Below are 25321 nucleotides of genomic sequence, written 5' to 3'. Positions count from 1 at the left end.
CCGGAAGCTAGGAGGAGAAAAGAAACATATCGGTTCCATTCGGACACCCAGTGGATTCGCAGCTACTTTGCAGTTTGCGGAGGATACTAAAAGAACCACTAAGAAAGGATCCGCACATGGATTTCTTGTCCTCCCTCCACAACCTTATGGACGCAGGTTCCCTGCTCCAAAGCTTTGGACCTTATATTCTGCTCGGCGTCGCCGTGGTCATCTTCATCGAGTCCGGCGTGCTTTTCCCGTTCCTGCCGGGTGATTCTTTGCTCGTTACCGCGGCCATCCTGCGCCACGAACTCGACATCAACGCCTGGCTGCTCTTTGTCGTGGCCGCGGTGGCCGCCTTTGCCGGCGACCAGGTGGGCTTCTACTTGGGCCGCCGCTTTGGCCGCAAGCTTTTCAAGGACGATGCCCGCGTTCTGCGCACCGAACACCTCGATAGCGCGGGAGACTTCTTCCAGCGCCACGGCCCGGTGGCCCTAGTATTAGGCCGCTTCGTTCCAATCGTGCGCACTTTCGTCCCCTTCGCCGCCGGCACCGCGGAAATGGGCTACTCCTCCTTCTTGCGCTGGAATATTCTCGGCGGCATCGGCTGGGTAGGTTCCATGCTGCTCGTCGGTGTCCTGCTGGGCGGTATCCCGGGCATTGCTCACTCCATCGACATCATCATGCTGATTGTGGTGGCAATTTCCGTGCTGCCGATGATCATCGGGTGGATCAACAAGCGCAGCAAGGCAAAACGAGAAATCCCGGCCAAGTAAGGGCTAGTTGCCCATTTCCCAGCCGGGATTCCGTGGGGTTACGAGGCCTTAGAGGGAATCACGTACCTCATCGCGAGCCAGCACCATATTGCGCAGGGAGGCTTCGGTCTCCTCGTAGCCGCGGGTCTTCAGGCCACAGTCCGGGTTAACCCACAGGCGCTCGACCGGCACGTGCTTGAGCGCGGCGCGGATGAGCTCGGCCATCTCCGCCACGGAGGGCACGCGTGGGGAGTGGATATCGTAGATGCCCGGGCCAATCTCGGAATGGAAGGTCTCGTCGATATCTTCGAGCAGTTCCATGCGGGAGCGAGCCGCCTCGATGGAGGTGACATCGGCATCGAGGCCGGCAACGGCATCGATGATTTGGCCGAACTCGGAGTAACACAGGTGGGTGTGGATCTGGGTGGTCGGCTTGGCCTCGAGTGCAACGAGGCGGAAGGAGCGCACGGCCCAGTCCAGGTAGGCCTTGCGGTCTTCCTCACGCAAAGGCAGCAGTTCACGCAAGGCAGGTTCATCGATCTGAATGATGTCGATGCCGGCCTCTTCCAAGTCTCGGACCTCATCCGCCAGCGCGACGCCGAGCTGGTCCGCAGAGATGGACTGGTGGACGTCATCACGCACGAAGGACCAGGCCAGGATAGTCACCGGGCCGGTAAGCATGCCCTTGACGTGGTGCTCCGAGAGCGACTGGGCGTACTTGGACCACTCGGTGGTCATCGCAGCCGGGCGGGAGATGTCACCGACAACGATTGGCGGACGGGTGCAGCGGGAGCCATAGGACTGGACCCAGCCGTTTTCGGTGGTTACGAAACCATCGAGCAGCTCGGCAAAGTACTGGACCATATCATTGCGCTCCGGCTCGCCGTGTACAAGTACATCGAGGCCAAGGCGCTCTTGCAGCTCGATGACGGACTTGACCTCATCCTTGAGGGCGGCGTTGTAATCGGCGTCGGAAAGCTCGCCCTTGCGGTGCGCCGCACGCGCTTGGCGGATTTCCTTGGTCTGTGGGAATGAACCAATGGTGGTAGTCGGCAGCTGCGGCAAGCCGAGTTCCTTTTGCGCCTCGTTGCGCTCGGCAAAGGCAGGCTCGCGCTTGACCTCGCCGGCCGGCAGCTTCTCGATGCGCGCCTTCACCGCCGCATTGTGGATACGCTCAGAGTCAGCACGGGTGCGCACCGCGCGGTCGCTGATGTTGTACGCCTCCGGCGCTTCCAGTGGGCCCTGGGAGAGGGCTACGACTTCCTTGACTTTCTCATTGGCAAAGGAGAACCAGGTGGCGACGTCGGCCGGCAGCTTGGTTTCTGCCTCCACGGTGTGCGGCACATGCTGCAGGGATACGGAGGTAGACACAGACAGGGAGTCAAGGCTTCCCTCTAGGTCCTCGTACTTGGAGCGCAGGTCACGTAGGTTGGCGGCCCAGACATTGCGGCCGTCGATAAGCCCAGCAACCACGTGCGAGTTCAGCTTCTTCACGCGCTCAAGGTAGCCCTCATCGAGAGCCAAGGTGCCCACGGACAGATCCACCTGGACGGCCTCTGGCTTAAGTTCCGCCAAGACCTCAAGGCCCTTGCGCGCGGAGCCATAAGGGGTGGTGAGGTAGACTTGCGGACGGTTGTCCGCACCCAAGATGGCCTCATAGGCGCTCTTGATGTGGGCAGCAAGCTCCTCATCGGTGGCAACGGTCAGGTCCGCTACCAGGGCAGGCTCGGCCAGCTGTACCCACTTCACGCCGGATTTATCCAGCTCGGCCAGTACCTCCTGGTAGGCCTTGACGGCATCATCCAAGCGGTCGAGCGGGGACTTGGTCGCGCCCTCGGCCTGCTTGGACAGGGCCAGCAGGGTAACCGGGCCGACGAGGTATGGGCGCACGGTGTGGCCTGCTGCGCGGGCTTCTTCCACTAGCTTGATAACGCGCTGTGGGTGCGCCTTAAAGTCCTGGTCATCAGAAATTTCTGGGACGATGTAGTGGTAGTTGGTATCGAACCACTTAGTCATCTCTAGCGGCGCGGTGTCCTTATTGCCACGAGCCAAGGTGAACTCATCATCCAGGGTCTCGCCGGCTACGGCGCCCACGGTCAGTGCGGTCTCGAGCACCTGGTCGTAGTAAGCGACGTCGGCTGGAATGGCATAGTCCTCAGTAAGACCGAGGTCGCGCAAGCGGTTATAGGTATCCAAGCGCAGGGAATGAGCGGCAGACTCAAAGGTCTCTGCATCGATGCGGCCGGCCCAATAGGATTCCAGCGCGCGCTTGAGCTCGCGGTTAGCGCCGACGCGAGGGTAGCCCTCAATCGTCGCCTTGGGGAAATTAGTGTTCGTCATTGCTTACTCCGATTCGAGATAACAGGTCTTGGGTAATGTCGGGATTGTTGTGGGTATATATATGGAGACCTTCCGCGCCCCCGGCCACGATGGTGCGGGCCAATTGGGCGGTAAGCTCCATGCCGATTTCGTATTCCTCTTCTGGGGTTTTCGCTGCCGCGAGCCGAGTGCGCACCCTTTCGGGTACGGCCAGCCCGGACAGCTGCCCCATTCGTTCCAACCGGCGCAGGCTGGTCATGGGCATAATCCCCGGAATGAGGGGGATTTTCACCCCGGCCAACTCCGCCCTTTGGGCGAAGCGGAGGAAATCCTCGGCATCAAAAAAGAGTTGGGTGATGGCGAAGTCCGCGCCAAGGCGCTGCTTATTGAGCAGGACGTCAAAGTCCTCGTCCTCGTTTTTGGATTCAGCATGGCCGCTGGGATAGCACGCCACACTTACAGCGAGTCGGCCGGCAGCAAAGCGGGCCGCTTGGTGGCTTTCCAATTCCCGGATGAGGCGAACCAGTTCATCGGCATGCTGGAGGTAGTGCTCGGGCATGCCCCCTTCGGGGAGGTCACCCCGCAGAGCTAGCAGGCCACGCACTCCGGCATCTACCAAGCGATTAATCCACCCGATGAGCTCGTCGCGCGAGCCGGCCGTGCACGCCAGGTGCGCCAGCGGGCGCATAGCGGTGTTCTGCGAGATTTTCTCAATGAAGGCCGCGGTTCCCTCTAGCCAGCCGGAGCGCTGGGAACTGGTTACCGCGATGTAATCGGGGTGATAGCTTTCCAGGACCTCTAGCAGGCGGTCGATCTTGGCGGCATCGGCATCGTGGCGCGGTGGGATTACCTCGAAGGAAAGGGCGAGGCGCTCAGGTACATGGGATTCCTCTTCGCTTTCATAATCCAAGGGCGCGGAAGCCGAAAGTCGCGGGCTCATAGTCACCTCCTTTGCTGGTCGTCGTCGGTGCGTTGACAAAAACGTACCAAGCTGTTCAGTTTGTGCGGTAGCGATATTGCAATGGTATTACCATTGCAAGCCCGCAAACTGCGAGGTTGGCGAAAAATTGGCTGAATAATAATCGCACATTCTGAACCAAGCGGTCTATTTGTGACCCGTTCCCCCAGCACGCCGCCGCGCTCACGGTGGTACACCACCCACTACGTCACTATGCTGGGTGAAAGCGAATTGATAAATCTGAGTTAAGGAGTGTTCCACCCCATGAACCCCACCACATTGAACCTGGCCTTCAAGACCGCATCGAACCTGTGGAGCCAGTTCAACAACTACCGCGAAGAAAAGTCCCGCGAAGCCTACACCGCCCTAGAGGAGGCCGCGCAGAAGATGGACGAGCGCGATAACGGCAGCTTCGCCGAGTCCCGCCGCCAGGCAGGCGCCGTCACCCGCGCCGCACACTCCCGCCTCGAGCGCGCCCTAGAAGAGTTCAACAACTACCGCGAGGACGCCACCGAGCGCCTGAACGACGCCAAGGAAGAGGCCACCAAGAAGGCTAAGAAGGCCCGCAAGCAGGCCAAAAAGGATTCTCAGAAGGCGCAGAAGAACCTCAAGAAGAAGTCCGCCAAGGTAGCCAAGAAACAGAAGAAGCAGAAGTCCTCCAAGGGCTGGATCTTCGCCGGCATTATCGCTGTGCTTTCCGCCGCGGCCGGTGCCGCCTACTACTGGCTGCGCTCCAACGACAAGCCATCCCAGACCCCACCGCGCGTGGATGACTTCCAGTCCGCTTCCCACACCGCCCCTGAGTCCACCTTGGTCTACACCTCCACCAGCGAGAATGACACCCAGTCTGACCTCGTTGAGGAAGGCGCTGTACGCGATGAAGAACTGCTGGGTTCCATCGACGAGCAGCTGGCCAAGCACCGCGAAGAGGAAGCAGCTCAGCCGGCCGACACCACCCGCATCACGGATGACCACCAAAACGAGGGCAAGCACCGCCTGTAGGCCAAAGAATAACTACGCTTTCCACCCCGCCGTGGGGGTATATTCAGCGTTGCCTAGATCTCATTTCTTTGCTTAGACAAAAACCTCTTGATTGAATTCCCACATTAGGGATCTTTCTACAAGGAGATGAACAATGAGCTTTGAGTCCCTCACCGTCAAGCTCAAAGACGGCTCAACGTACTACTTCCCAGCGGGTGCGGTGTCTAAAGACCCTTCCTCTCGCGTGGATAACCTGCGCTTCGCCATCGATAACGGAACCACTTTCCACTCCGTAGACGAGGCCGGTATCGAGCGCGAGTTTAACGGTCACGACGTCCGCAATTACCACCTCGCCTAAGCGGCAGCCACATCCCTTCCCCACAGGTCACTGTCCTGTGCGGAGGGGATTTTCGCATGCGTACCCCGTGCTGCACCACTGGCGTCTATCGTGGATTCCATGGAACTTCGCGCAACCCAAGAATCTGACCGCACCTATCTCGCCCGCCTCAACTTCCTCACCGATACTTTCGGTGACGAGCACGGCGAGCTCTCCCCTGACTTCGCCGCTGATTTTGCCTTCTACGTGGAAAATTGGGATCCCAACCAGGGCGGTTTCATCGCCTGGGAGGATCTTGTCCCAGCCGGTGGCGTGTGGCTCAATTGGGGCACGGAGGACAACCACGGATTTGGCTTTGTCGAGCCCGCCATTCCGGAGCTCGCCATCGCGGTCGAGGCCCGCTATAAGGGACAGGGCATTGCCACCGCGCTTATCGACGCCGCTATTTCCCTCGCCCACACCCTGCATGCCCCCGGCATCTCGCTAGCCGTCCACCCCGATAACCCCCGCGCCAAGGGGCTCTATGAGCACCTCGGCTTTGAACACGTGGGCAGCCACGAGGGACACTTTGTGATGCTGAAACGCTTCTAAAGCGAGCGCAGGCGGGCGTGCGTAACGTAAATCGGCTCATTATCCACGGCCGTCTTAAACTCCTCGGTCAGCCCGGCCATGACCGCCTCGCGCGCCTCTTCGCGAGTGCCGTGAAAGCTCATGACCTCCCCGTCCACTGCGGCCTCGCCACGTTTGCGCACCACAACGTATTCTGCGCCCTCCGGCGCCGAGACTTTCTTCTCTGTGGAGGTAAAGGGATCGTTATAGCGAACGTTGGCGGCCATGGTTAGTCTCCTAATGGTTTCACGTAATAGTAATAATTCCCCTCTTACTGTACTTAAAGTTTTCTCCCCGCGACCTTGCGCGTACATCCCTGCCATTTCCGCCGACAAAAATGGAGTTTACATCGAAAAATCGCGACATCGCCCCCTAGCTGCCCTTGCGCAGAGAAAAGTCCGGCGCCCTCCGAAGAGGAAGCCGGACTACATGCTGTGGAGCATAGGAGAATCGAACTCCTGACCTTCTGCTTGCAAAGCAGATGCTCTACCAATTGAGCTAATGCCCCAGTGCCTACACACTTTACTACCGCAGCCGAAGCAACCACAAACCGCTTAAAACCTGAACCACTCAAATCACTTTGGCCCCTTTAGGCATGTCCTATCACTTTGGTTACATTCGGGCGCTAGGGTCATGGGCACATCATGTCCACTTTCCCTCATTTTTAGGAACACTATGCGCCGCATCCTCACCTCTGCACTCACCGTGCTTATTGCCGCCGCCATGCCAGCCGCCGCTCATGCACAGTTACCGCAAATCCCACGATTGCCTGCGTCTTCAAGCGCGGATATTCAAGGAGAAATCAACCATCGCCTCGAGGATGCCCGCGCACAGGTCGAAGATTTCAGCTCCCAGGCATTTCCACACACTACCTCCGGGAAGAAGGCACCCGCCGCCCCAGCTCCAAAGAAGCCGCAGCCGCGCAGCGAAGGTGGCGTCGACTGTGCCAATTGCGTAGCTATCACCTATGACGACGGCCCCGGTGCCGAGACCAACCGCCTACTGGACAAGCTCAAGGCGAAGAACGCGCACGCAAGCTTCATGGTGCTAGCCCCCAACGCATATCAGCATCCTGAGCTGCTCAAGCGCATGAAGGCCGAGGGCCACACCATCGGCAACCACACCAAGAGCCACCGCCAGCTCAACACCCTGTCCTATGACCAGGTATCCCAGGAAATCGACGCCGGCAATGCCGCCATCAAAAAGGCCACCGGCCAAGGCACGCGCTGGGTACGCCCGCCCTATGGCGCGACCAACGCCACCGTGGATCAGGCCACCCGCGATAAGGGCGTCTCCCAAGCGTTGTGGGACGTCGACACCGTGGATTGGAAGGACCGCAACTCCGACCATGTGTGCTCCGCGGCCGTCCAAGGCGCCCGCGCCGGCTCCATAGTGTTGATGCACGATATCCACCCCACCACCGTGGACGCCGCCGATTGCGTTATCGACGGCCTGCGCGCCAAGGGCCTCGAGCCAGTTAGCCTAGATCGCCTCCTACGCACCCCCGTGGCAGGTAAGCGCTACTACGCTCGTGGTTAATGATTGATTTTGCCCTGACTGCCGACGCCGTCGCTCCCCAACTCCTCGGCTGTACCCTCACCCATGCCGGGGTAAGCATCCGCCTCACGGAGGTTGAGGCTTACCTCGGTGCCGAGGATTCCGCTGCACATACCTTCAATGGCAAGACCCCGCGCAATGCGGCCATGTTCGGTCCGCCGGGTAGGTTCTACGTCTATATTTCTTATGGTATCCACCGCAACGTCAATATCGTTTGCGCCCCTGATGGCACCGGCCAAGGCTGCCTGCTGCGCGGCGGCGAAATCATCGAGGGCGCCGATATCGCCTTCGCCCGCCGCGGCACCACCGATTTTCATAATCTTGCCCGCGGGCCAGGAAACTTGGGCAAGGCCTTAGGCTTCACGTTGGAAGATAACCACCAACCAATTCAGATTGTTGAGCGAACCTCCGAACCAGAATGGGTACGCGGACCGCGCATCGGCATCTCGAAAAACAAGGAAGCAGCCCTGCGGTTTTGGATCCCATTCGATAAAACCGTCTCGGGCCGCCGCGGCTATCCCAAGCAATAGCCTCGCGAGGCGCACTGCCTAATAGCGCCCACCATAGCGCTCATCATCCTCAATGGCCTTTATGATCCGCCGATTGATCTGCAGCATCTGGCGGATCTGCGTGCGGGTCAGGTTATCCATTACGGACCTTCGCGCCTGCTTAGCGTGGCCAGGCGCAGTCTCTACTACCTTGTCCCAACCGCTATCCGTCAGCTGCGCCATGGTGGTGCGGCCGTCAGTCGGGCACGGCTGGCGCACGACCCACCCCTGCTTTTCTAGGCGCGTAACAACCTGGCTCAAGCGAGACAAAGATCCATTGGCGGTAATCGCCAAATCACGCATACGCATCTCGCGATTTTCCGCCTCAGATAGCCGAGAGAGCACTGTGTATTCAAAAAAGCTCAGGCCTGCGTCATCGCGCAGCTGAGCATCCAAAATATTGGTCAAGCGAATATTTACGCTCATTAGGGACATAAATGATGCGAGTTCTTCATCATTTAGCCAGTAGTCATCGCGCTCGGTCATGGGATTTATTCTATCAACTTGGCTTTAATTCTAAAGTGACTCGTCACTCCTCGAATACCAATACTTAAACCGAGTCCATTCTCCGTTTCAAAACGCCATTATTTGTTCTTGTTGACCTAGCAACATTAAAATTTTAACACTGCGAAGAAGTTCGCATCATCATCTCTCTCTAAAGGAGTCAACCTTTGTCTACCCCTCAATTTCCCGACCCCAATAACCAAAACGGTAGCCCGTACGGTCAGCAGCCCTACGGCGCCCAACAGCCAAATCCCCAGCAGGGTTATGGCATGCCTCAACAACCGGGCTTCGCCGCCCCTCAGCAGCCCCAGAAGAAAAAAGGCGGCTGCATGAAGTGGGGTCTCATCATTCTCGGAATCATCGTTGTCATTGGAATTATCAGCGCGATTGCAGGGGGAGGAGATTCAAACGACTCCTCCTCTAATTCTGGATCTCAGGGTTCCGAGTCTTCTAACAATACGTCCGACAATGGCAAGGACAATGAAGCGCCCGCCAAAGATGAGTCCACTGAATTCTCTCTGGGTGAAACCTACACCACTAAAGACGGGCTAGAAATTACTATCAACAATGTTCAGCCTTCCACCGATGTCTTCGGCGATACATATCTTGGAGCAGAAGTCACTTACGTAAACAACAGTGATAAGGAAAAGGACTTTAATCCTTTTGACTGGAGCGTTCAGACTCCGGCCGGTGTAGTCTCCGATTACGCCATCAATGGATTTGATGACCAGCTCGATTCTGGCAAACTAACCCTAGGTGGCACCGTTACTGGAACCCTCTATTTTGAGGGCGCGGACCCAGGTGAATATCGTCTAATTTGGAAGCCCACTTTCTCTTTCAGCTCCGATACGGCAACTTGGGTTTCTACTATTTAATCCATCCTAAGCAAAGCCCCAGATTCCTTCTGGGGCTACTTTCGTTTTCACCACCTACAACTTCATCTGGGGCCGAATTTGAATCTCTAAGCCAACCTCAGAGCTCGCGCCCCTTGAAATGCTTTGCTGATGCAAGTTCTTCTCAGCTAAATAGGCCGCTGCGCTCTCGGCAGCTTCTCCACCACCAAACGATAGGAATCCGTGACTAACTCCTCTATCAACTGCTGGTGCAGTTCTGCGTGCGGGTAGACGGAAACCCAATGCCGCTTATTCATGTGGTAGCCCGGCGCAATGAACGGATACTGCTGCTGTAGCGCTTGGCAGTCTTCCGGCTCCGCCTTAATAATCATTTGCTGTTGGCCCGTCACTGCTGTCAATAAAATAACAGGAAGATTTTGCCGCGTACTTTGAATACTTCCCAGTCGGGCCCGAAAGGATACTGTATCTGCGAGCCGAGCATCTCTTCGGCGCGCTGCCGCGCAACTGTGTAGATGCCACCGCCATCCATCATCGGATCCCTTCTTTGAGGCCAGACTCGCGCTGTTTCACCATTTTCGTCCATATAAACCGGCCAAACCGTCGACGAAAACCGAAGTTTGGATGGACGAAAATGGTGATCCGCGTAAATTACTCACCATTGTGACACTTCTCAGAGCGCGCGGGTAACGGGCGCGGAAATAAAAAATGTCCGGCCCCTCCGAAGAGGAAGCCGGACTACATGCTGTGGAGCATAGGAGAATCGAACTCCTGACCTTCTGCTTGCAAAGCAGATGCTCTACCAATTGAGCTAATGCCCCATTGTTCCGTGGTGGGCCTAGCTGGAATCGAACCAGCGACCTCATCGTTATCAGCGATGCGCTCTAACCGACTGAGCTATAGGCCCTTGTGCGGAACGAGAATTAACTCTACATACTATCCCCGGATTTATACAAATCGCCTGCTCAAGAAGCATTTCATACCACTAAACAAAAAGGGGAAGATTCGTGCTGATAGAAGAAAAGGCCGGCACCCGAAGGTGCCGGCATCCTCTAGGGTGAGAGAGGCGCTAGCGGTTGTCTAGGTCGACTCGCAGGCCGCCAAAGACGTCCACGATGGCGTTATAAATAACCGCCATCAGGGGAGCCAGCAATGTAAGGAGAACGGCGAAAATAACGCCGATGAGCGCGGAGGCGGAGATGACGACACCGAAGGTGACCTCGAATCCGCCGCCGACGCCGCCGACGAGGCTATTGAGCGATTCCCAAATCCCCACCTGGTTCAGGCCAATATAAAGCAGGCATACGGCCAGCATCCAGGCGATCAGTCCGACGAGTGACAGGGCCAGACCGACGCGGAATGCCGAGATAGGCGAGATTCGCGTAATCGTTATGTCTCGTCGTGCCATTAATTACTCCTCATCCTTGGAAGCATCGCCAGCCTTGTGTTCCTGCTGGACCTCATCCACGGTCTTTTCGCCCTTAGCCACGGCCTGAGCGTCTTCCTCACCATCTTCTTCGACGTTGCGGTCGATGGCAAGCAGTTCGACATCGTCACCCAGGTTGACCAAGCGCACGCCCATCGTGGCACGGGAGGACGGACGAATCTGGTCCACCTCGGTGCGGATGACGCCGCCGGCGGAGGTAATGGCGAAGATTTCATCATCCTCATCCACAGAGATGGCGCCGATTAGCTTGCCGCGCTTCGGGGTGTACTTGAAGGTCATGACACCCAGGCCACCGCGGCCCTGCGTAGTGTATTCCTCGATAGCGGTGCGCTTACCGTAGCCGCCGGAGGTGGCAACCAAGAGGAATTCGCCATCGTGGACCACGGACATGGACAGCAGCTGGTCATCGCCGCGGAAGCGCATGCCCTTCACACCAGCGGTAGCGCGGCCCATGGGGCGCAGCTGGTCGTCGTCCGCAGTAAAGCGGATGGCCTGTCCCTGCTCGGAGGTGAGCAGGATGTCGTCGCCCTCGGAGACGAGCTGTGCGCCAATGAGAGCATCGCCCTCGTTGAGGTTGATGGCGATAAGGCCAGCGGAACGCGCGGACTCATAATCGGTCAAACGGGACTTCTTCACGCGGCCCTGCTGGGTAGCGAGAACCAGGTAAGGAGCATCCTCGTAGGACTGGATCTGGATGACCTGGGCAATCTTTTCTTCCGGCTGGAATTCCAGCAGGTTTGCCACGTGCTGGCCACGAGCGGCGCGACCGGCCTCTGGCAGCTCATAAGCCTTGAGGCGGTAGACGCGGCCGAAGTTGGTAAAGAACAAGATCCAGTCGTGCGTGGAGCAGACGAAGAAGTTCTTGACAATATCGTCCTGCTTGAGCTCAGCGCCGCGCACGCCCTTGCCACCACGCTTTTGCGCCTTGTAGGAATCCACCTTGGTGCGCTTAGCGTAGCCCGTAGAAGTAATGGTGACTACAACGTTTTCGCGGGCGATAAGGTCCTCATCGGTCACATCGCCGGTTGCCGGAATGATTTCGGTGCGGCGTTCATCGCCATACTTATCGACGATCTCTGCCAGCTCATCGTGGACAATCTGGCGCTGGCGCTCCTCGCGGGCGAGGATATCCTTCAGATCAGCGATCTCGCGCTCGATTTCCGCCAACTCATCGATGATCTTTTGGCGTTCCAGGGCAGCCAGTTTGCGCAGCTGCATGGCCAGGATGGCGTCGGCCTGGATATCGTCGACGTCGAGAAGCTCCTTCAAGCCCTCGCGTGCCTCGTCCACGGTGGGCGAACGGCGGATAAGGGCAATGACCTCATCAAGCATGTCTAGGGCCTTGACCAAACCGCGCAGAATGTGGGCGCGCTTTTCGGCCTCATTCAGGCGGTACTGGGTACGGCGAACGATGACCTCGATCTGGTGCTCCACGTAGTAGCGCAGCATCTGATCCAGGCGGAGGGTGCGCGGCACGCCATCGACAATGGAGAGCATATTCGCGCCGAAGGACGTCTGCAGCTGGGAGTGCTTGTAGAGGTTATTGAGCACCACGCGGGCCACGGCGTCGCGCTTGAGGGTGACGACGATGCGCATGCCAACGCGGTCGGAGGATTCATCCTCAATCTTGGAAATACCCGCGATCTTGCCGCTGGCCACGGACTCCGCGATATTGGAGATGAGGTTATCCGGGTTGACCTGGAACGGCAGCTCGGTAATCACAATGGTCTGGCGGGATCCAGATTCCTCGATGGAGGTCACACCGCGCATGCGGATGGATCCGCGGCCGGTGGTGTAGGCATCCTTGATGCCCTGATCGCCCACGATGAGGCCCGCGGTGGGGAAATCCGGGCCCTTAACGCGTTCCATGCAGGCTTCCAGCGCAGCCTCTTCATCGGCGTCTGGATTATCCAGTAGCCAGTAGATGGCCTCAGCCAGCTCGTTGAGGTTATGCGGAGGGATATTGGTGGCCATACCCACGGCAATGCCGCCCGAACCGTTCATCAGCAGGTTTGGAACGCGGGACGGCAGTACGTCCGGCTCGCTGGTTTTGCCATCGTAGTTGGGCGAGAAATCAACGGTGTTTTCGCGGATATCGCGCACCATCTCCATGGCCAGCGGAGTGAGCTTACACTCCGTATAACGCATTGCTGCTGGGCCATCGTTACCGCGGGAGCCGAAGTTACCCTGGCCATCCACCAGTGGGTAGCGCATATTCCACGACTGGGCCAAGCGCACCAAGGTGTCATAGATGGCGGAGTCACCGTGCGGGTGGAACTGACCCATGGTGTCCGAGACCGGGCGGGCGGACTTTACGTAGCCGCGCTCCGGCCGGTAACCGGAATCGAACATCGCGTAGAGGATGCGGCGGTGCACCGGCTTTAGTCCATCGCGCACCTCCGGCAGGGCACGGCCGACGATGACGGACATGGCGTAGTCGATGTAGCTCGACTCCATCTCCTCATTAATGTCAATGGGAAATATGCGATCAAAAAGATCGTCGTTATTGTCACTCATAACGCCAGATTCTACCCTTTAGCGCCTTTCAGGGCCCGAATTGCCGCACGCATGGTATCACCGTGGTATCACTAAGGCATGGCAATGACATTGCGGCTTACGGCCGAACAAGACCACGCGCTCACCCTGCTGGCCTCGGCGCAGGGTACCTCCAAACATGAAGCGGTAGTGCGCGCCATCGTTGCGGCGGCAGCCCGCACGCTTGCCGACGCCCACGTGCAATCCACCGCCCGCGCCCTCCTCCCCGGCCGCGCTGAGCTGGAGGCGGAAATCCGCCGCGCCCGGCCCACGCAGTCCTAGGTGATCATGAGTACCGAACAGCTCTACCTTTTGGCACACGAGTTTTGCGCGCGCTTTAACGTCCGCATCACCAATTTTGCTGCTCTTGCGGCCGCTGCGGCGGCCAGCACTGCCAAGGTGGAAGGAATAGCCATCCACGATAGCCACCGCGATGCCGCCCGCGCTATGACGGAGGTTTTAGCCCGCGTTCCGGCGCTGAGCGGGTATAACGCAGAGTTCGCAAAGTTCACCGTGCGCGTCTACCTTAGTGTTAAAGAAGTTGCCTAAGTTTTGGGAAGAGTGACCCAAGGAAGGAACTAGCACCATGTCCCACGTCAAGAAGATCGCCGTATCGAGCCTTACCGCCGCGGCCCTAACCGCCACCGCCATCACTGCTCCTACCGCTACTGCAGCTGAGGCGGATTCCTGGAAAGACGAGGTAAATCCGAAATTTGAACAGGGCCAGACTGGTGGTTCCTCTACCGGTTCTTCCCAGCTGGATCTCACGTTGATCATCACCGCAGCGGCCGCGGGCGTCACCGCCCTGGCCAGCGCCGTGGCCCTCTACTCCCCCAACGTGGATCTGGAAAAGGCAGCCCGCGATGCTGGCTTGGGCCAGATCGCCGATCAGATTGCTGCCATTCAGGCCAACCTTCCTGGCCTGCCGGGACAGCCGGCTTAATTCGCGTAAGGTGGTGCAGCATGGCACATCTTTCTGAACTTATGTCAGGTCCGCAGCGCACTGCGGTGATAAGCGATTGTGGCGAGCTGGTTGAGAGGGTCGTCGCCAAGCAATCGGGCATTACCGGCATGGCGCTGAAGGGCGCAGTCGCCGCCGCGAAGAAGGTCGACTCCGCCATCATCACCAAGGCGCTAGGCCGCGTGCTACCGGATGTCCTCGACGCTATGGACCCGCACTGGCAAGAGTTTGAAAACAGCTCTGAGCAGGATTTCGGTTCCTTCCTGGAGCCGCGCAGCGCCGAGGTCAGTGATGCCATCATGGCGGTAGCCGATAAGCATGCCGAGCAGGTCAACTCCCCCGCACTATCCAAGCCTTATAACTCCCTGCGCGCTAAGGCTTCGAAATTCCTCACCCCTGCGGTTCCGGATTTCGGCCGCGTGCTGCAGAAGCATATGTAGATTCCGGCAGTTGAATCGCCTTCTAAACGCCAGGTATAAGTGTGGAAGTGACTACTTCCGCAGCTAACCAGACCGAGTACCCCGCCGGCCAAGATCCCGCTCGCTGGCGGGTACTTATCGTTTTGCTCACGGCGCTTTTTATGTCGCTGCTGAGCGTATCCATTGTTAATGTGGCCCTGCCCTCTATTCAATCGGGTTTAGGGGCCTCTAATTCGGATGTGCAATGGGTGCTCTCCGGCTATGCGCTCACTTTCGGCGTCATCCTCGTGGCGGCCGGCCGCGCCGGAGATCTCGTCGGCCGCGGCGGCATCTTTCTAGCTGGCATCGCTATCTATTCCATCAGCGCCGCAGTCGCCGGTTTTGCCCCTAATGCTGAGGCACTCAATGCCGCCCGCTTTATCCAAGGCATAGGTGCTGGCCTGCTTAATCCCCAGGGCGTGGGCATGATCCAGCAGTACTTCCGCGGCCCCGAGCGGGCCCGTGCCTTCGGCTATTTTGGCTCCACAGTGGGCCTCGCCGTGGCCATTGGACCGGTACTTGGCGGCTTGCTCATACACCTGGGTGGCGCAGACCTGGGCTGGCGGTTGACCATGCTGGTCAATTTCCCCGTCGGCCTTATTGCCATCATCTTGGGATTGATGTGGTTTCCGCGGCCGCTGTTTTCTCGTGTGCGCGATGAAATGGGCAATAAACTGGGAATTTTCAAGACCCTAGCCACCCTTGATCCCATTGGTGCTGTCATCCTTGGCGCCGCCGTGTGGGCCATCCTCTTCCCCTTTATGGAGTCTTCTGGAACACCTGGCGTGTGGTGGCTGCTGCTCCTGGGCGCGTTTTTGCTGGTGGCATGGGTGCTATGGGAGCGACGACACAAGGCCACCGGTCATCCACCAATGGTGGATCTTAATATCTTTGCTACTGCGAGCTTTCGCAATGGCACCATCATCGCCACCTTGTGGTTCATGGGCATTACCAGCATTTGGGTGCTCGTCGCGCTCTACTTCCAAAGCGGTCTCGGGCACTCCGCCCTCGCTGCCGGATCCGTAGGCATTCCGGCCGCTTTGTTGAGTTCTATTTCTGCCACACTGGCCGGCCGGTCAGTGTCCGTCCACGGCCGCAAGGTCGTGGTTATCGGCATGATGGTGACCATCTCCGGGCTTGTTTCCACCATTGCGCTCATCTGGGCCACCGAGCAATGGGGCACCAGCGAATGGTGGATGGTCCTGTCGCTCTCCTTGGTGGGCGGCGGGCAAGGCTCGGTCATCTCCCCTAACCAGACGCTCACCTTGGCACATGTCCCTCAGGCCTACGCTGGATCGTCGGGCGCTGTCCTCCAGACCGGCCAGCGCATCGGCACGGCCATTGGTCTTGCCGTCATCACGGCCATAGTCTTTGCCACCCTGCACGGCACGAACGCGGACTGGCCACTTTCCATCGTTGCTGGCTTCGGCGTCATCCTTGCCATGTGCCTAGCCTCCCTAGGATTCGCCGTGGCGGATCAGCGCAGCTCCCAGGCCTAGGGATCGCGCTTTAAAACGCCACAATTAAAGCCCACCGCAGAAATTCCACGGTGGGCTTTGTGCTGCGCTTTAGATATCCAGGAAGCGGACGTCCTTGGCGCGGCGGGTAATAAAGGAACGGCGGGCCGAGACATCGTCACCCATGAGGATGGAGAAGAGCTCATCGGCGCGCTGCGCGTCTTCCAAATCCACGCGGCGCAGGATGCGGGTGCTCGGGTCGAGCGTAGTTTCCCATAGCTCGGCGGCGTTCATCTCGCCCAGACCCTTGTAGCGCTGGATGCCGTCATCCTTGTTGATCTTGCGGTTTTGCTCCAGCCCCTCGGCCAGCAGCTTATCGCGCTCGTCGTCGGAAAAGGCATAGCCCGGAGTGCCCTTGGACCACTTGAGCTTGTACAGCGGCGGGTTAGCCAGGTACACGTGCCCGTCCTCAACCAACTGGGGCATGAAGCGGAAGAGCAGGGTCAATAGCAGCGTGGCAATGTGCTGGCCGTCGACGTCGGCATCGGCCATGAGCACGATCTTGTCGTAGCGCAGCTTCTTGATGTCGAATTCCTCGTGGATACCGGTACCCAGTGCAGTAATAATCGCCTGGACCTCAGCATTCTTGAGGACCTTATCCATGCGGGCCTTCTCCACGTTCAAGATCTTGCCGCGCAGTGGCAAGATGGCCTGGAACATGGAATCACGGCCGCCCTTAGCGGAACCACCTGCGGAGTCACCCTCCACGATGTAGAGCTCGGAAATCTTCGGGTCCTTGGAGCGGCAATCCGCGAGCTTGCCGGGCAGACCGCCCAGGTCGGTGGCAGATTTGCGGCGCACCATCTCGCGGGCCTTGCGGGCAGCCATGCGAGCATGTGCGGAGGACACGGCCTTATTGATAATGGCCTTTGCCTCAGCCGGATTGGCATCGAACCAGTCATTGACGTGCTCGTTCACCGCACGCTGGACAAAGCCCTTGATTTCGGAATTGCCCAGCTTGGTCTTGGTCTGGCCCTCGAACTGCGGATCGCCCACCTTGACGGAAATGACGGCGGCCAAGCCCTCGCGGCAGTCATCGCCGGAGAGGTTGCCATCCTTTTCCTTGATGAGCTTATGCTCCTTGGCATAGCGGTTCATCAGGGAGGTTAGGGCCGCGCGGAAGCCCTCTTCATGCGTGCCGCCCTCGTGGGTATTGATGGTATTAGCAAAAGTGTGCACGGACTGCTTATAGCCCTGGTTCCACTGCAGTGCTACTTCCACCTCATGATCTTCGCCCTTGGCATCGAAAGAAACGATAGTCGGGTGGATCGCGGTCTTGGACTTATTGAGGTACTTGACGTAATCGGTCAAGCCATCCGGGTAGTGGAAGGTGACCTTTTTGCGGCGCTTCTTTTCCGCCGCAGTTTCCGCCGCTTCACCAGATTCTTCGTTGAAGGTATCGCCAGCGTCCGGGGCATCATCGAAGGAGGTTTCATCCGCACTGGTCTCGCCGGATTCTGCATCGGCGATTTCTTCCAGCTCAATCTGCTCTTCGGTAACGCGCTCATCGATGAGCTCAATGGATAGGCCCTTATTCAGGAAGGCCATTTCCTGCAGGCGGCGAGCAATGATGTCGTAATCGTACTCGGTAGTTTCAAATACTTCCGGATCCGCCCAGAAGCGGATCTTGGTACCCGTGCCGCGGGCGTTGCCGCCCTCAACGAGATCATCCGGGACGGCGTTCTGGAAGTTTTGATACCAGTGCTTACCATCGCGTTTAATTTCCGCTTCTACGCGGGTAGAAAGCGCGTTCACCACGGAAATGCCGACGCCGTGCAGGCCGCCAGATACGGCGTAGGAGTCGGAGTCGAATTTACCGCCGGCGTGCAGCTGCGTCATGACCACTTGGACGGTAGGTGCGCCGGAGGCGTGCATTTCTACCGGGATACCACGGCCATTATCGATGACCTCGACGCCGCCATCTTCCAGCAGTTTGACGGTAACCTTATCGGCGTAGCCGGCCATAGCCTCATCGACGGAGTTATCAACGATCTCCCAAATGAGGTGGTGCAGGCCGCGCGAACCGGTCGAACCAATGTACATGCCGGGGCGCTTACGGACGGCTTCGAGGCCCTCCAGGATCGTAATTGACCCGGCATCATATGCGTGTTCTTCAGCCACGGATTCGTGCTCTCCTTTTGGCTATAGCTAATTCTAAGACTTTAACTATTCTACACGGATACCCCCTACTGAAAGACACCCCACACCCGTGAGAGATAGGAATCTGGCGCGCTCTGAGGTTATTTAGGATTTAAAGGTCGGATCCAAGTGCAACCTATTAGCCATACGTATCTTGCGATCCTTGTGGTTTCACCCACTGCCGCCCCTCATAATTTCGCTGCTGCTTGGGCCCATGAATGCGCAGCTCAACAATGACATCCGGGCCTAGGCGGTCAGAGATTTTCCGCAGGATTTGTCGCTGCAGGTAGCGCAGCTCCGTAGCCCAGGTGGAGTTATCGCAGGACACATAGACAACCTTGTCCTTAATCCGCTGCGGCTGCGTATGGGCGGCGATGCGCTCGCCCACGAGATTCTCCCAATTACCCATCACCCAACCATTGGCTAGGTCGTGCTCCCAGCCGCGATTGACTACCTCGCGGCTGATTTGGGCTCCCAGTCTCGGCACCGCCAGCGTTCGCCGTTTCTTCCTGCCATCTGGTCCCGTAGGGATACCCCGTTGATAGCCCATATACCCCTGCTTTTGTGCCTTCTCCAGAGAGGGCACCGGCATCTTTGGCACAGGGCGGGTTAGCTTCGGCGGGTTCTTGGAGGTGGACCGTACCAATTTAAAGTACTGGGTGACAGGATCAATGCGCTGCTTGCCGACGCCCCCTTGTTCCTCACTCATCCTTGTCACCATCCCCATCCTCGCCGGCATCCTCAGCGCTGAGCTTGGAGATGCGGCCGGTATCGGTATCTTCCACGCTCACGCGGTAGCGCACGATGGGTTCCAAGTTCCCCGGTAGGTCCTCATCCACCGCCGCGGTAATGAGCACCTGCTCGGCCTCGGCGGCCAGGTGGACAAGCTGCTTGCGGCGCTTGGCGTCAAGCTCGGCAAATACATCGTCCAAAATGAGCACCGGATCCGATCCTCCTTCTTGGCGCAGGAGATTAAACTCCGCTAGGCGCAGCGCAATAGCATAAGACCACGTCTCGCCATGGCTGGCAAAACCCTTGGCCGGCTGATCGCCCAGGTTAAGCACCAGATCGTCGCGGTGCGGGCCCACCAGGGAAATACCGCGTTCAATCTCGCGCTGCCGGGCGGTGGCCAACTCGGTAAGCAAGACGGCCTCTAGTACCTCGCGATCCGAGGTGTCGATCGTGGACTTATATTGCACCTGCGCCGGCCGCGATTCTGGTGCCAGGCCGGAATAAGCGGCGGGGATGTGGTCTAAGAGGGCGTCGACAAGCGCAAGGCGCGCGGCGATTACTTGGGCGCCGAGCCGGGCAAGCTGCGCATCCCAGGTATCCAAGGTAGCCAATGCGGCGGCACCGTCGCTATCGGAATAGCCGCGGCGCAGGCTGCCGGAGGCTGATTTCAGCAAGGCATTGCGCTGCTTGAGTACCTTGTCATAGTCGGCCTTTACACCCGCAAGGCGCGGAGTCCGCGAGGCAATGATGCTATCGAGATAAGCGCGCCGTCCGGCCGGCTCCCCGCGCACCAAGGCCAAATCCTCCGGGGAAAAGAGCACCGTTTTTACCACGCCCAGCAGCTCACGGGGGCTGCGCAGGCGCGTGCGATTGATCTGCGCTTGATTGGCCGCGTGGGGTTTAATCAGCAAATGGGTAGTGAGCTCGCGGCCCTGGTTCACCGCGGTAATAGACACCCGTGCACTATCGGCACCCTGACGCACCAACGGCGCATCGTGAGATACGCGATGGGAGGAAAGATGGGCAGTATAACCAATGGCTTCGACGATATTGGTCTTGCCAAAGCCATTGCGCCCGACAAAAAGGGTGATCCCGGGCCCTAGCTGCACATTAAGTTCGGGCCATGAGCGAAAATCCCGAACATCGAGATCCCTGACGTACATTAGCCCGGCAGGCGAACCGGCATGAGGAGGTAGGTGAAGTTGGTCTCCGGCGTGGGGAAGTTGCCATCTTCATCGGCCTCAGGCAGCTCTTCCGGTTCTGGGATCATAATGGCTGGGCGGGAAGGCTCGGTGAAGCCGAAGACCACGCGGTCGGTGTTAATGACGGCCAAGCCATCTTTGAGGTAGCCCGGATTGAAGGCAATGAGAAACTCATCGCGGCCGTGGAAGGCGCACGGCAAGGTTTCGGTCGCATTACCGGCATCCGCGCCGGCAGATAGGGTTACCTGACCATCGGCGAATTCCATGCGAATCTGTGCATTACGATCCGTCAGCAATGAGACGCGACGGATTGCTTCCTGCAGCGGGGCGACCTCAATGGAGGCAATATTGGTGAGATTCTTCGGCAGCAGCGGCTGCACGTTGGGGAAGTCCGCATCCAGCATGCGCGTGGTGGTTTCGCGATTATCCGCGTGCAGGCCAAAGAGGCCATCGGCACCAATATTGTCATCGGTGCCCACGGCAATCTCTACCGGAATGTTGAGATGCGGATCCAAGGAACGGCCGGTTTCCTGGAGGGTCTTAGCAGGCACCAGGAGCTTGGCTTCCACGTTCGGGGACTTGGGTTCCCATTCCAAGGTGCGCATGGCCAGACGGAAACGGTCCGTTGCCGTCATCTCAATGTCTTTGCCATGGATATCCATGTGCACACCGGTGAGCATAGGCAGGGTGTCATCCTTGCCGGCTGCGGCAGCGACCTGGTGGATGGCCTCGACGAAAAGCTGTGGCTGGATAGTGCCCGTAACCTCTGGCAATACCGGAAGCTGAGGGTAATCATCCAGTGGGATCAGTGGCAGCTCGAAGCGAGAGGAACCACAAGTAACCAGTGCCTTGGAATCTACCTGGGAGATCTCTACTTCCTTGTTGGGCAAAGAAGCAACGATATCGGAGAGGAGCTTGCCGGCTACCGCAATCTGTCCGGGCTCATCCACCATGCCGGCGATGCGGACGCGGGTAGAAACCTCATAATCGAAGCCGGTGAACTCAAGACCATTGTCATCCGCGGTGATCAACATCGCGCGAAGCACGGGCTGAGTGACCTTGGAAGGCAGGCTGCGAGCAACCCACGCTACGGCGTTGGCAAGGTCATCTTTGGCAACGCGAAATGACACGGCTTCATCCATGGTGCGAAGAGCTCCTCTGAGGCAAGTAGGAAATTTGTTACTTACAAAAGACTGGCTTCCAACTTACCGCATTGGGCGCGGTGCGCCACAACGTGTAATTCCATCTTTGCCCGCTCGATCCGCGCCTGGCCGGAGGCGGGGCGGGCCGAATTCCACACACCCTCTTTCTTCTATACAGATCAGAGAAATAATTTAGTAGTAGTAATAAGCGCTGTGGGATCTGTGGGTAACTAGGTAAATGACAAGTTCATGGCGCAGATCCGGGGTGTGGCAAATCTTGTGATCTTGCTGTGATCAATCGGGGTGAATTGTGGACAACTAGTGGGATCGCCGTTTTATCCACAGGTTTTGTCATTTGATCACTGATCTACACACAACACTGATCACAGGGTGGTTCTCCCAGCACAAGGCCTGTGGAATCAAAAACTGTGAGTAAGATCTATGAATTACAAAGATGAAATTACACAAGTGTGAATAACGCTGTGGATAACTTTTCTTGCAGATAAACGGCCCTTTTTAGAGGGTTTCGGGCCTTATTTGTGAAATTACACGGGTGTGCCGGTGCGGCGTGGAGGATTCTGTCTAGCTTTCTAGCTGGTTTCAACCCCAAGTGACCCCGGCGAAATTTGGGAAACGGGAGCGGGAAAACAAAAGCGCCCTCCTTATATAAAGGAGAGCGCTGAGGCAGCACGCTAAGACTTAGGCGCGACTGCGATTCTTGATGCGTTGGGTAAGCGCCTGGATCTCGTCATAGGTATTGCGCTTTTCAGTCATCTCTTTGCGGATTTTGCGATCGGCATAAATGACGGTGGTGTGGTCCTTACCGCCGAACTGTTCACCGATCTTGGGCAGGGATAGCTCGGTAAGCTCGCGGCACAAATACATTGCCAGCTGGCGAGCATGCGCTACCGCGCGCTTCTTGCCGGCGCCGCGCAGAGTTTCTACATCAATATCGAAGAAGTCTGCCGTGACCTCCATGATTGAGGTAGCGGTAATCTTTCGATCAGCGGAATCCGGGGCCAAATCGCGCAATGCGATTTCCGCCATCTCTACGTTGATTGGCTCATCTACCAAAGAGGAATAGGCCGAAACACGGATAAGTGCGCCTTCGAGCTCGCGAATGGAAGATTCAAAGCGCGAGGCAATGAGCTCAAGCACGGAGCGATCCACCTCGGTGCCGTCATTTGCCGCCTTCTTCATCAAAATCGCGATGCGCGTTTCCAGATCTGGTGGCTGAATATCGGTAATAAGACCGCCTTCAAAGCGCGTGCGGAGGCGATCCTCCAGCGTTGTCAGCTGCTTCGGCGGGCGGTCCGAAGACAAAATGATCTGCTTATTGGCTTGGTGCAGCGCATTGAAAGTATGGAAGAACTCTTCCTGGGTGGATTCTTTGCCCTCCAAGAACTGGATATCATCGACCATCAAGATGTCGAGATTGCGGTAGCGCCGTTTGAAGGATTCCTGGCGGTCATCACGCAGCGAATTAATATAGTCATTCGTAAATTCTTCCGAAGACACATATTTCACGCGCAAACCCGGGTGCAGCACCTGGGCGTAATTACCAGCGGCGTGCAAAAGGTGCGTTTTGCCTAGACCAGAGCCACCCCAGATGAATAGTGGGTTATATGCACGGGCGGGATTTTCGGCCACGGCAACGGCTGCACCATTGGCAAAACGATTCGAAGACCCGATAACGAAGCTATCGAAGGTGTGCTTCGGATTCAGTGAAGTTTCACGGTTGGGATCATGTGCTGGAGCCTCGCGCGGGATGCGAGCGGAATTAGAGCTAGCATCGGTGAAATTTCCCGCGGACTGCGCCTGCTGCTGGTTATAGTGCTGGGCAAGCTCATCCAAGCTGGCTGGGGCATGGCTGGATTGCCAGTTGTTTTGGGCGGGTGCCGGTTGTGAACCGGTATCAGAGTGTTGCGGGCGCGGAATGTAGTTCTGGGGAGGCTCCGTGCGCTGGGGTTGTTGCGCTTGCGGAGCCTGCTGCTGTTGCGGGGGAGCTGCCTGGGGAGAAGGCTCTGTGGCTGGTGGTTGTGGTTCTTGCGGAGTAGCCAAGGTAACCGCGAAGGAGCAGGGACGTCCGAGGTGTCGGGTTAAGGCCTTGGCGATGTACTCGCCCAATTCATTTTCGACCACATTTTTGGCATCGAGATTCTCGGCGGCGACGAGGGTGTAGCCCTCGACCATCATGATGGGGCGGACCAGTTGGAGGTAAAGGCGCTGTGAATGGGAAAAACTAGGGACCTCGGAATTGGGTTGCTCGGATTGTGCGAGCAGGTCATCAACGACCGCGCGCCAAATGGCATGCAGGTTCGCTTGTGGGTCAGTCACAACAGGCTACCTTTGTGGAATTTAGTCGGGAACGGGTGGACATTGAATAACAATTTTCACCGTGGATTCCACCGTGGTTTTCACAGTGGTTTTTATCGAGTCACCTCGATCTCCACAGAGTTATCCACAGGTGTGGATGAAAGAGTTATTCACAGCTTAGTTCATGGCTGTGGATAACTCTTCATAGGCCGGTTTATGGCATTAAGCTGCGGAAACTACAAAAGTCTCAAGCGTTGATTTAGAGTTATCCACATGCCAGGCTTGGCTGTGGAATTTGATTCTTCTGTTGTACCGCCGAAGCGGCGGGTGTGTCTAGTGAGAAAAATTCACCCCCTGGACGCCGATCTGGATAGGTCTTCCAGTGCGGTGGATTCGGCGCAGTAAGAGCCCGGAATCTGGCCGCCTAGCTGCAGGAAAAAACATTTATGTAATTTCGGGTGTACCCGGGTGTCGATTTGTTTCTAGCGGCAGAAATCACGTAATCTGGCATGGTCTATTGCAACAAAGAGTTGCGCGTGAAAGTGACAGCGTCACCTCGCACTGGCTGGGCCCGTCGGCTCGCCGTGCACCGGAGAGACTGTGATGCGTCAGGTTCATGGAATCTAATCATCAGTGGGTGCGCCGCTGTTAGCGGTGGTGTGCCTACGCACAACTTCAAGGAGAATTAACGTGGCAAAGGGTAAGCGCACGTTCCAGCCGAACAACCGTCGTCGTGCTCGTAAGCACGGTTTCCGCACCCGCATGAGCACTCGTGCAGGTCGCGCAATCGTTGCGGCTCGTCGCAAGAAGGGCCGCGCAAAGCTGACTGCGTAAGTTATGCTTCCGGCCCAGCACAAGCTCACATCGCCGACACAGTTTCGGCGCACGATGAAGGGCAGTCGCCGGGCGGGCACTCGTACGGTAGTCGTGCATGCGCGCGATAACGCAGGTACGGACAAGGAAGCCGAAATCGCAGCCACTGGGCCGCGCTTTGGCTTAATTGTTTCTAAAGCCGTCGGGAATGCAGTGGTTCGCCACCGCACCTCCCGACGGCTTCGCCATGTGTGCATGACTTTCATTCCCAAGCTGCCTGCCAGCGTGGATGTGGTCATTCGTGCACTGCCCGCTAGCGCCACTGCTAGCAGTGAGCAATTAGAAAAAGATCTTGCTAAAGCACTGCGCAAGCAATGGGATATCTAAATTCCCGCGGGGAGGAAATTCCCCCAGCCAGAGGATTGGCCACACCAATGGTCAAAGTGGTTCGTTTCTACCAAAAACATGTCTCTGGCCTTAAGATGGTATCGACCTGTCGGTTTGAACCGACATGCAGTGCTTATGCTCTTGAAGCGCTATCCAAACATGGGGCATTCAAGGGTACGGCGATGGCAATTGCCAGGGTCTGCAAATGTGGCCCCTGGCATCCGGGCGGATTCGATCCGGTTCCGGACCCCAACAACAACTGAGGATTAAACAC

Annotated in this window: 27 protein-coding genes and 3 tRNA genes; 15 read left to right on the top strand and 15 right to left on the bottom strand. The window is 57.7% G+C overall.

What is annotated here, in order from left to right:
- The first annotated feature begins 116 nt into the window (after positions 1 to 116).
- Positions 117 to 755 carry a DedA family protein gene (locus RAE07_RS07445; protein ID WP_200288467.1) on the top strand — a complete coding sequence of 213 codons (639 nt, stop codon included), beginning with the start codon at positions 117 to 119 and terminating at the stop codon, positions 753 to 755.
- Positions 756 to 803: 48 nt separating this feature from the next.
- Here RAE07_RS07445 and metE read toward each other — a convergent pair whose 3' ends face one another.
- Together metE and RAE07_RS07435 are read right to left on the bottom strand one after the other, a co-directional pair.
- A complete protein-coding gene (metE, locus tag RAE07_RS07440; RefSeq protein ID WP_200288468.1) occupies positions 804 to 3074 on the bottom strand; it encodes a 5-methyltetrahydropteroyltriglutamate--homocysteine S-methyltransferase in 2271 nt (756 codons plus the stop codon).
- Positions 3061 to 3993, bottom strand: a complete 933-nt coding sequence (locus RAE07_RS07435; protein WP_200288469.1) for a methylenetetrahydrofolate reductase — start codon at positions 3991 to 3993, stop codon at positions 3061 to 3063. Before RAE07_RS07435 ends, metE begins: the two co-directional genes overlap by 14 nt.
- 282 nt (positions 3994 to 4275) lie before the next feature.
- Here RAE07_RS07435 and RAE07_RS07430 point away from each other — a divergent pair, with 282 nt between their 5' ends.
- From RAE07_RS07430 to RAE07_RS07420, 3 genes are all read left to right on the top strand, one after another.
- On the top strand, positions 4276 to 5013 hold the full coding sequence (locus RAE07_RS07430; protein WP_200288470.1) for a hypothetical protein: 738 nt from the start codon (positions 4276 to 4278) through the stop codon (positions 5011 to 5013).
- 133 nt (positions 5014 to 5146) lie between these two features.
- A complete protein-coding gene (locus RAE07_RS07425; RefSeq protein ID WP_005326240.1) occupies positions 5147 to 5350 on the top strand; it encodes a hypothetical protein in 204 nt (67 codons plus the stop codon).
- Positions 5351 to 5449: 99 nt separating this feature from the next.
- Positions 5450 to 5920, top strand: coding sequence for a GNAT family N-acetyltransferase (locus RAE07_RS07420; protein ID WP_200288471.1), 471 nt, complete (start codon positions 5450 to 5452; stop codon positions 5918 to 5920).
- On the opposite strand, the gene RAE07_RS07415 is transcribed toward RAE07_RS07420, so the two are convergent.
- Positions 5917 to 6165 carry a hypothetical protein gene (locus RAE07_RS07415; RefSeq protein WP_005329702.1) on the bottom strand — a complete coding sequence of 83 codons (249 nt, stop codon included), beginning with the start codon at positions 6163 to 6165 and terminating at the stop codon, positions 5917 to 5919. The genes RAE07_RS07420 and RAE07_RS07415 overlap by 4 nt on opposite strands.
- A 208-nt stretch (positions 6166 to 6373) precedes the next feature.
- Positions 6374 to 6446 (bottom strand) — tRNA-Ala (locus RAE07_RS07410).
- Positions 6447 to 6613: 167 nt separating this feature from the next.
- Between RAE07_RS07410 and RAE07_RS07405 the strand changes: the two genes are divergently transcribed.
- Positions 6614 to 7477 (top strand): polysaccharide deacetylase family protein, encoded by an 864-nt coding sequence (locus RAE07_RS07405; RefSeq protein ID WP_200288472.1) that lies wholly within the window; start codon positions 6614 to 6616, stop codon positions 7475 to 7477.
- The gene (locus RAE07_RS07400) at positions 7477 to 8025 is read left to right on the top strand and encodes a DNA-3-methyladenine glycosylase (protein WP_200288473.1); all 549 of its coding nucleotides are present in this window, start codon (positions 7477 to 7479) and stop codon (positions 8023 to 8025) included. Before RAE07_RS07405 ends, RAE07_RS07400 begins: the two co-directional genes overlap by 1 nt.
- An 18-nt stretch (positions 8026 to 8043) precedes the next feature.
- Here the strand turns inward: RAE07_RS07400 and RAE07_RS07395 are convergent, their stop codons facing one another.
- A complete protein-coding gene (locus RAE07_RS07395) occupies positions 8044 to 8529 on the bottom strand; it encodes a MarR family winged helix-turn-helix transcriptional regulator (RefSeq protein ID WP_200288474.1) in 486 nt (161 codons plus the stop codon).
- A 185-nt stretch (positions 8530 to 8714) separates the two neighbouring features.
- Here RAE07_RS07395 and RAE07_RS07390 point away from each other — a divergent pair, with 185 nt between their 5' ends.
- Positions 8715 to 9422, top strand: coding sequence for a DUF4352 domain-containing protein (locus RAE07_RS07390; protein WP_200288475.1), 708 nt, complete (start codon positions 8715 to 8717; stop codon positions 9420 to 9422).
- A gap of 146 nt (positions 9423 to 9568) precedes the next feature.
- Here RAE07_RS07390 and RAE07_RS07385 read toward each other — a convergent pair whose 3' ends face one another.
- The 5 genes from RAE07_RS07385 to gyrA form a co-directional block, all read right to left on the bottom strand.
- Positions 9569 to 9790: an MmcQ/YjbR family DNA-binding protein gene (locus RAE07_RS07385; protein ID WP_317001650.1), complete on the bottom strand. Its 222-nt coding sequence runs from the start codon at positions 9788 to 9790 to the stop codon at positions 9569 to 9571.
- 356 nt (positions 9791 to 10146) lie between these two features.
- Positions 10147 to 10219: transfer RNA gene (locus RAE07_RS07380), tRNA-Ala, on the bottom strand.
- 9 nt (positions 10220 to 10228) lie between these two features.
- A tRNA-Ile gene (locus tag RAE07_RS07375) sits at positions 10229 to 10305 on the bottom strand.
- A 162-nt stretch (positions 10306 to 10467) separates the two neighbouring features.
- Positions 10468 to 10806, bottom strand: a complete 339-nt coding sequence (locus RAE07_RS07370; protein ID WP_023020209.1) for a DUF3566 domain-containing protein — start codon at positions 10804 to 10806, stop codon at positions 10468 to 10470.
- Positions 10807 to 10809: 3 nt separating this feature from the next.
- Positions 10810 to 13362 (bottom strand): DNA gyrase subunit A, encoded by a 2553-nt coding sequence (gene gyrA, locus RAE07_RS07365; protein ID WP_301716431.1) that lies wholly within the window; start codon positions 13360 to 13362, stop codon positions 10810 to 10812.
- Positions 13363 to 13440: 78 nt separating this feature from the next.
- Here gyrA and RAE07_RS07360 point away from each other — a divergent pair, with 78 nt between their 5' ends.
- The 5 genes from RAE07_RS07360 to RAE07_RS07340 are packed head-to-tail and all read left to right on the top strand — an operon-like array spanning position 13441 to position 16298.
- On the top strand, positions 13441 to 13662 hold the full coding sequence (locus RAE07_RS07360) for a CopG family transcriptional regulator (RefSeq protein ID WP_086588404.1): 222 nt from the start codon (positions 13441 to 13443) through the stop codon (positions 13660 to 13662).
- A 6-nt stretch (positions 13663 to 13668) separates the two neighbouring features.
- Positions 13669 to 13929: a cell filamentation protein Fic gene (locus RAE07_RS07355; RefSeq protein ID WP_284836025.1), complete on the top strand. Its 261-nt coding sequence runs from the start codon at positions 13669 to 13671 to the stop codon at positions 13927 to 13929.
- Positions 13930 to 13966: 37 nt separating this feature from the next.
- Complete coding sequence (locus RAE07_RS07350; protein ID WP_317001649.1) at positions 13967 to 14323, top strand: hypothetical protein; 357 nt, start codon at positions 13967 to 13969, stop codon at positions 14321 to 14323.
- Positions 14324 to 14343: 20 nt separating this feature from the next.
- Positions 14344 to 14781: a DUF6918 family protein gene (locus RAE07_RS07345; RefSeq protein ID WP_284836027.1), complete on the top strand. Its 438-nt coding sequence runs from the start codon at positions 14344 to 14346 to the stop codon at positions 14779 to 14781.
- Between the two features lie 41 nt (positions 14782 to 14822).
- Positions 14823 to 16298 (top strand): MFS transporter, encoded by a 1476-nt coding sequence (locus tag RAE07_RS07340; protein ID WP_317001648.1) that lies wholly within the window; start codon positions 14823 to 14825, stop codon positions 16296 to 16298.
- 69 nt (positions 16299 to 16367) lie between these two features.
- Here the strand turns inward: RAE07_RS07340 and gyrB are convergent, their stop codons facing one another.
- The 5 genes from gyrB to dnaA all read right to left on the bottom strand — a co-directional run bounded on the left by gyrB (position 16368) and on the right by dnaA (position 23868).
- Positions 16368 to 18437, bottom strand: a complete 2070-nt coding sequence (gyrB, locus tag RAE07_RS07335; RefSeq protein WP_200288482.1) for a DNA topoisomerase (ATP-hydrolyzing) subunit B — start codon at positions 18435 to 18437, stop codon at positions 16368 to 16370.
- A 157-nt stretch (positions 18438 to 18594) separates the two neighbouring features.
- On the bottom strand, positions 18595 to 19164 hold the full coding sequence (locus tag RAE07_RS07330; protein ID WP_317001647.1) for a DciA family protein: 570 nt from the start codon (positions 19162 to 19164) through the stop codon (positions 18595 to 18597).
- Entirely contained in the window at positions 19157 to 20350 is a 1194-nt protein-coding gene (recF, locus tag RAE07_RS07325; protein WP_317001646.1) for a DNA replication/repair protein RecF, read from the bottom strand. The genes RAE07_RS07330 and recF overlap by 8 nt, the downstream gene beginning before the upstream one ends.
- On the bottom strand, positions 20350 to 21531 hold the full coding sequence (gene dnaN, locus RAE07_RS07320; protein WP_317001645.1) for a DNA polymerase III subunit beta: 1182 nt from the start codon (positions 21529 to 21531) through the stop codon (positions 20350 to 20352). The genes recF and dnaN overlap by 1 nt, the downstream gene beginning before the upstream one ends.
- Before the next feature lie 699 nt (positions 21532 to 22230).
- A complete protein-coding gene (gene dnaA, locus RAE07_RS07315; protein WP_239206134.1) occupies positions 22231 to 23868 on the bottom strand; it encodes a chromosomal replication initiator protein DnaA in 1638 nt (545 codons plus the stop codon).
- A gap of 669 nt (positions 23869 to 24537) precedes the next feature.
- On the opposite strand from dnaA, the gene rpmH reads away from it, so the two are divergent.
- Genes rpmH through yidD form a run of 3 tightly spaced genes read left to right on the top strand, consistent with a single transcriptional unit; the run spans position 24538 to position 25310 of the window.
- Entirely contained in the window at positions 24538 to 24681 is a 144-nt protein-coding gene (rpmH, locus tag RAE07_RS07310) for a 50S ribosomal protein L34 (RefSeq protein ID WP_003847033.1), read from the top strand.
- Between the two features lie 3 nt (positions 24682 to 24684).
- A complete protein-coding gene (gene rnpA / locus RAE07_RS07305; protein ID WP_023020197.1) occupies positions 24685 to 25047 on the top strand; it encodes a ribonuclease P protein component in 363 nt (120 codons plus the stop codon).
- 47 nt (positions 25048 to 25094) lie between these two features.
- Positions 25095 to 25310, top strand: coding sequence for a membrane protein insertion efficiency factor YidD (gene yidD, locus RAE07_RS07300; RefSeq protein WP_080971176.1), 216 nt, complete (start codon positions 25095 to 25097; stop codon positions 25308 to 25310).
- The last annotated feature ends 11 nt before the right edge of the window (positions 25311 to 25321 follow it).

Origin of the sequence: Corynebacterium nasorum (assembly GCF_032821635.1) — a bacterium.
GTDB lineage: Bacteria > Actinomycetota > Actinomycetes > Mycobacteriales > Mycobacteriaceae > Corynebacterium > Corynebacterium kefirresidentii.
The sequence above is the reverse complement of the archived record's forward strand: the minus strand, read 5'-3'. Positions and strand labels throughout refer to the sequence as shown.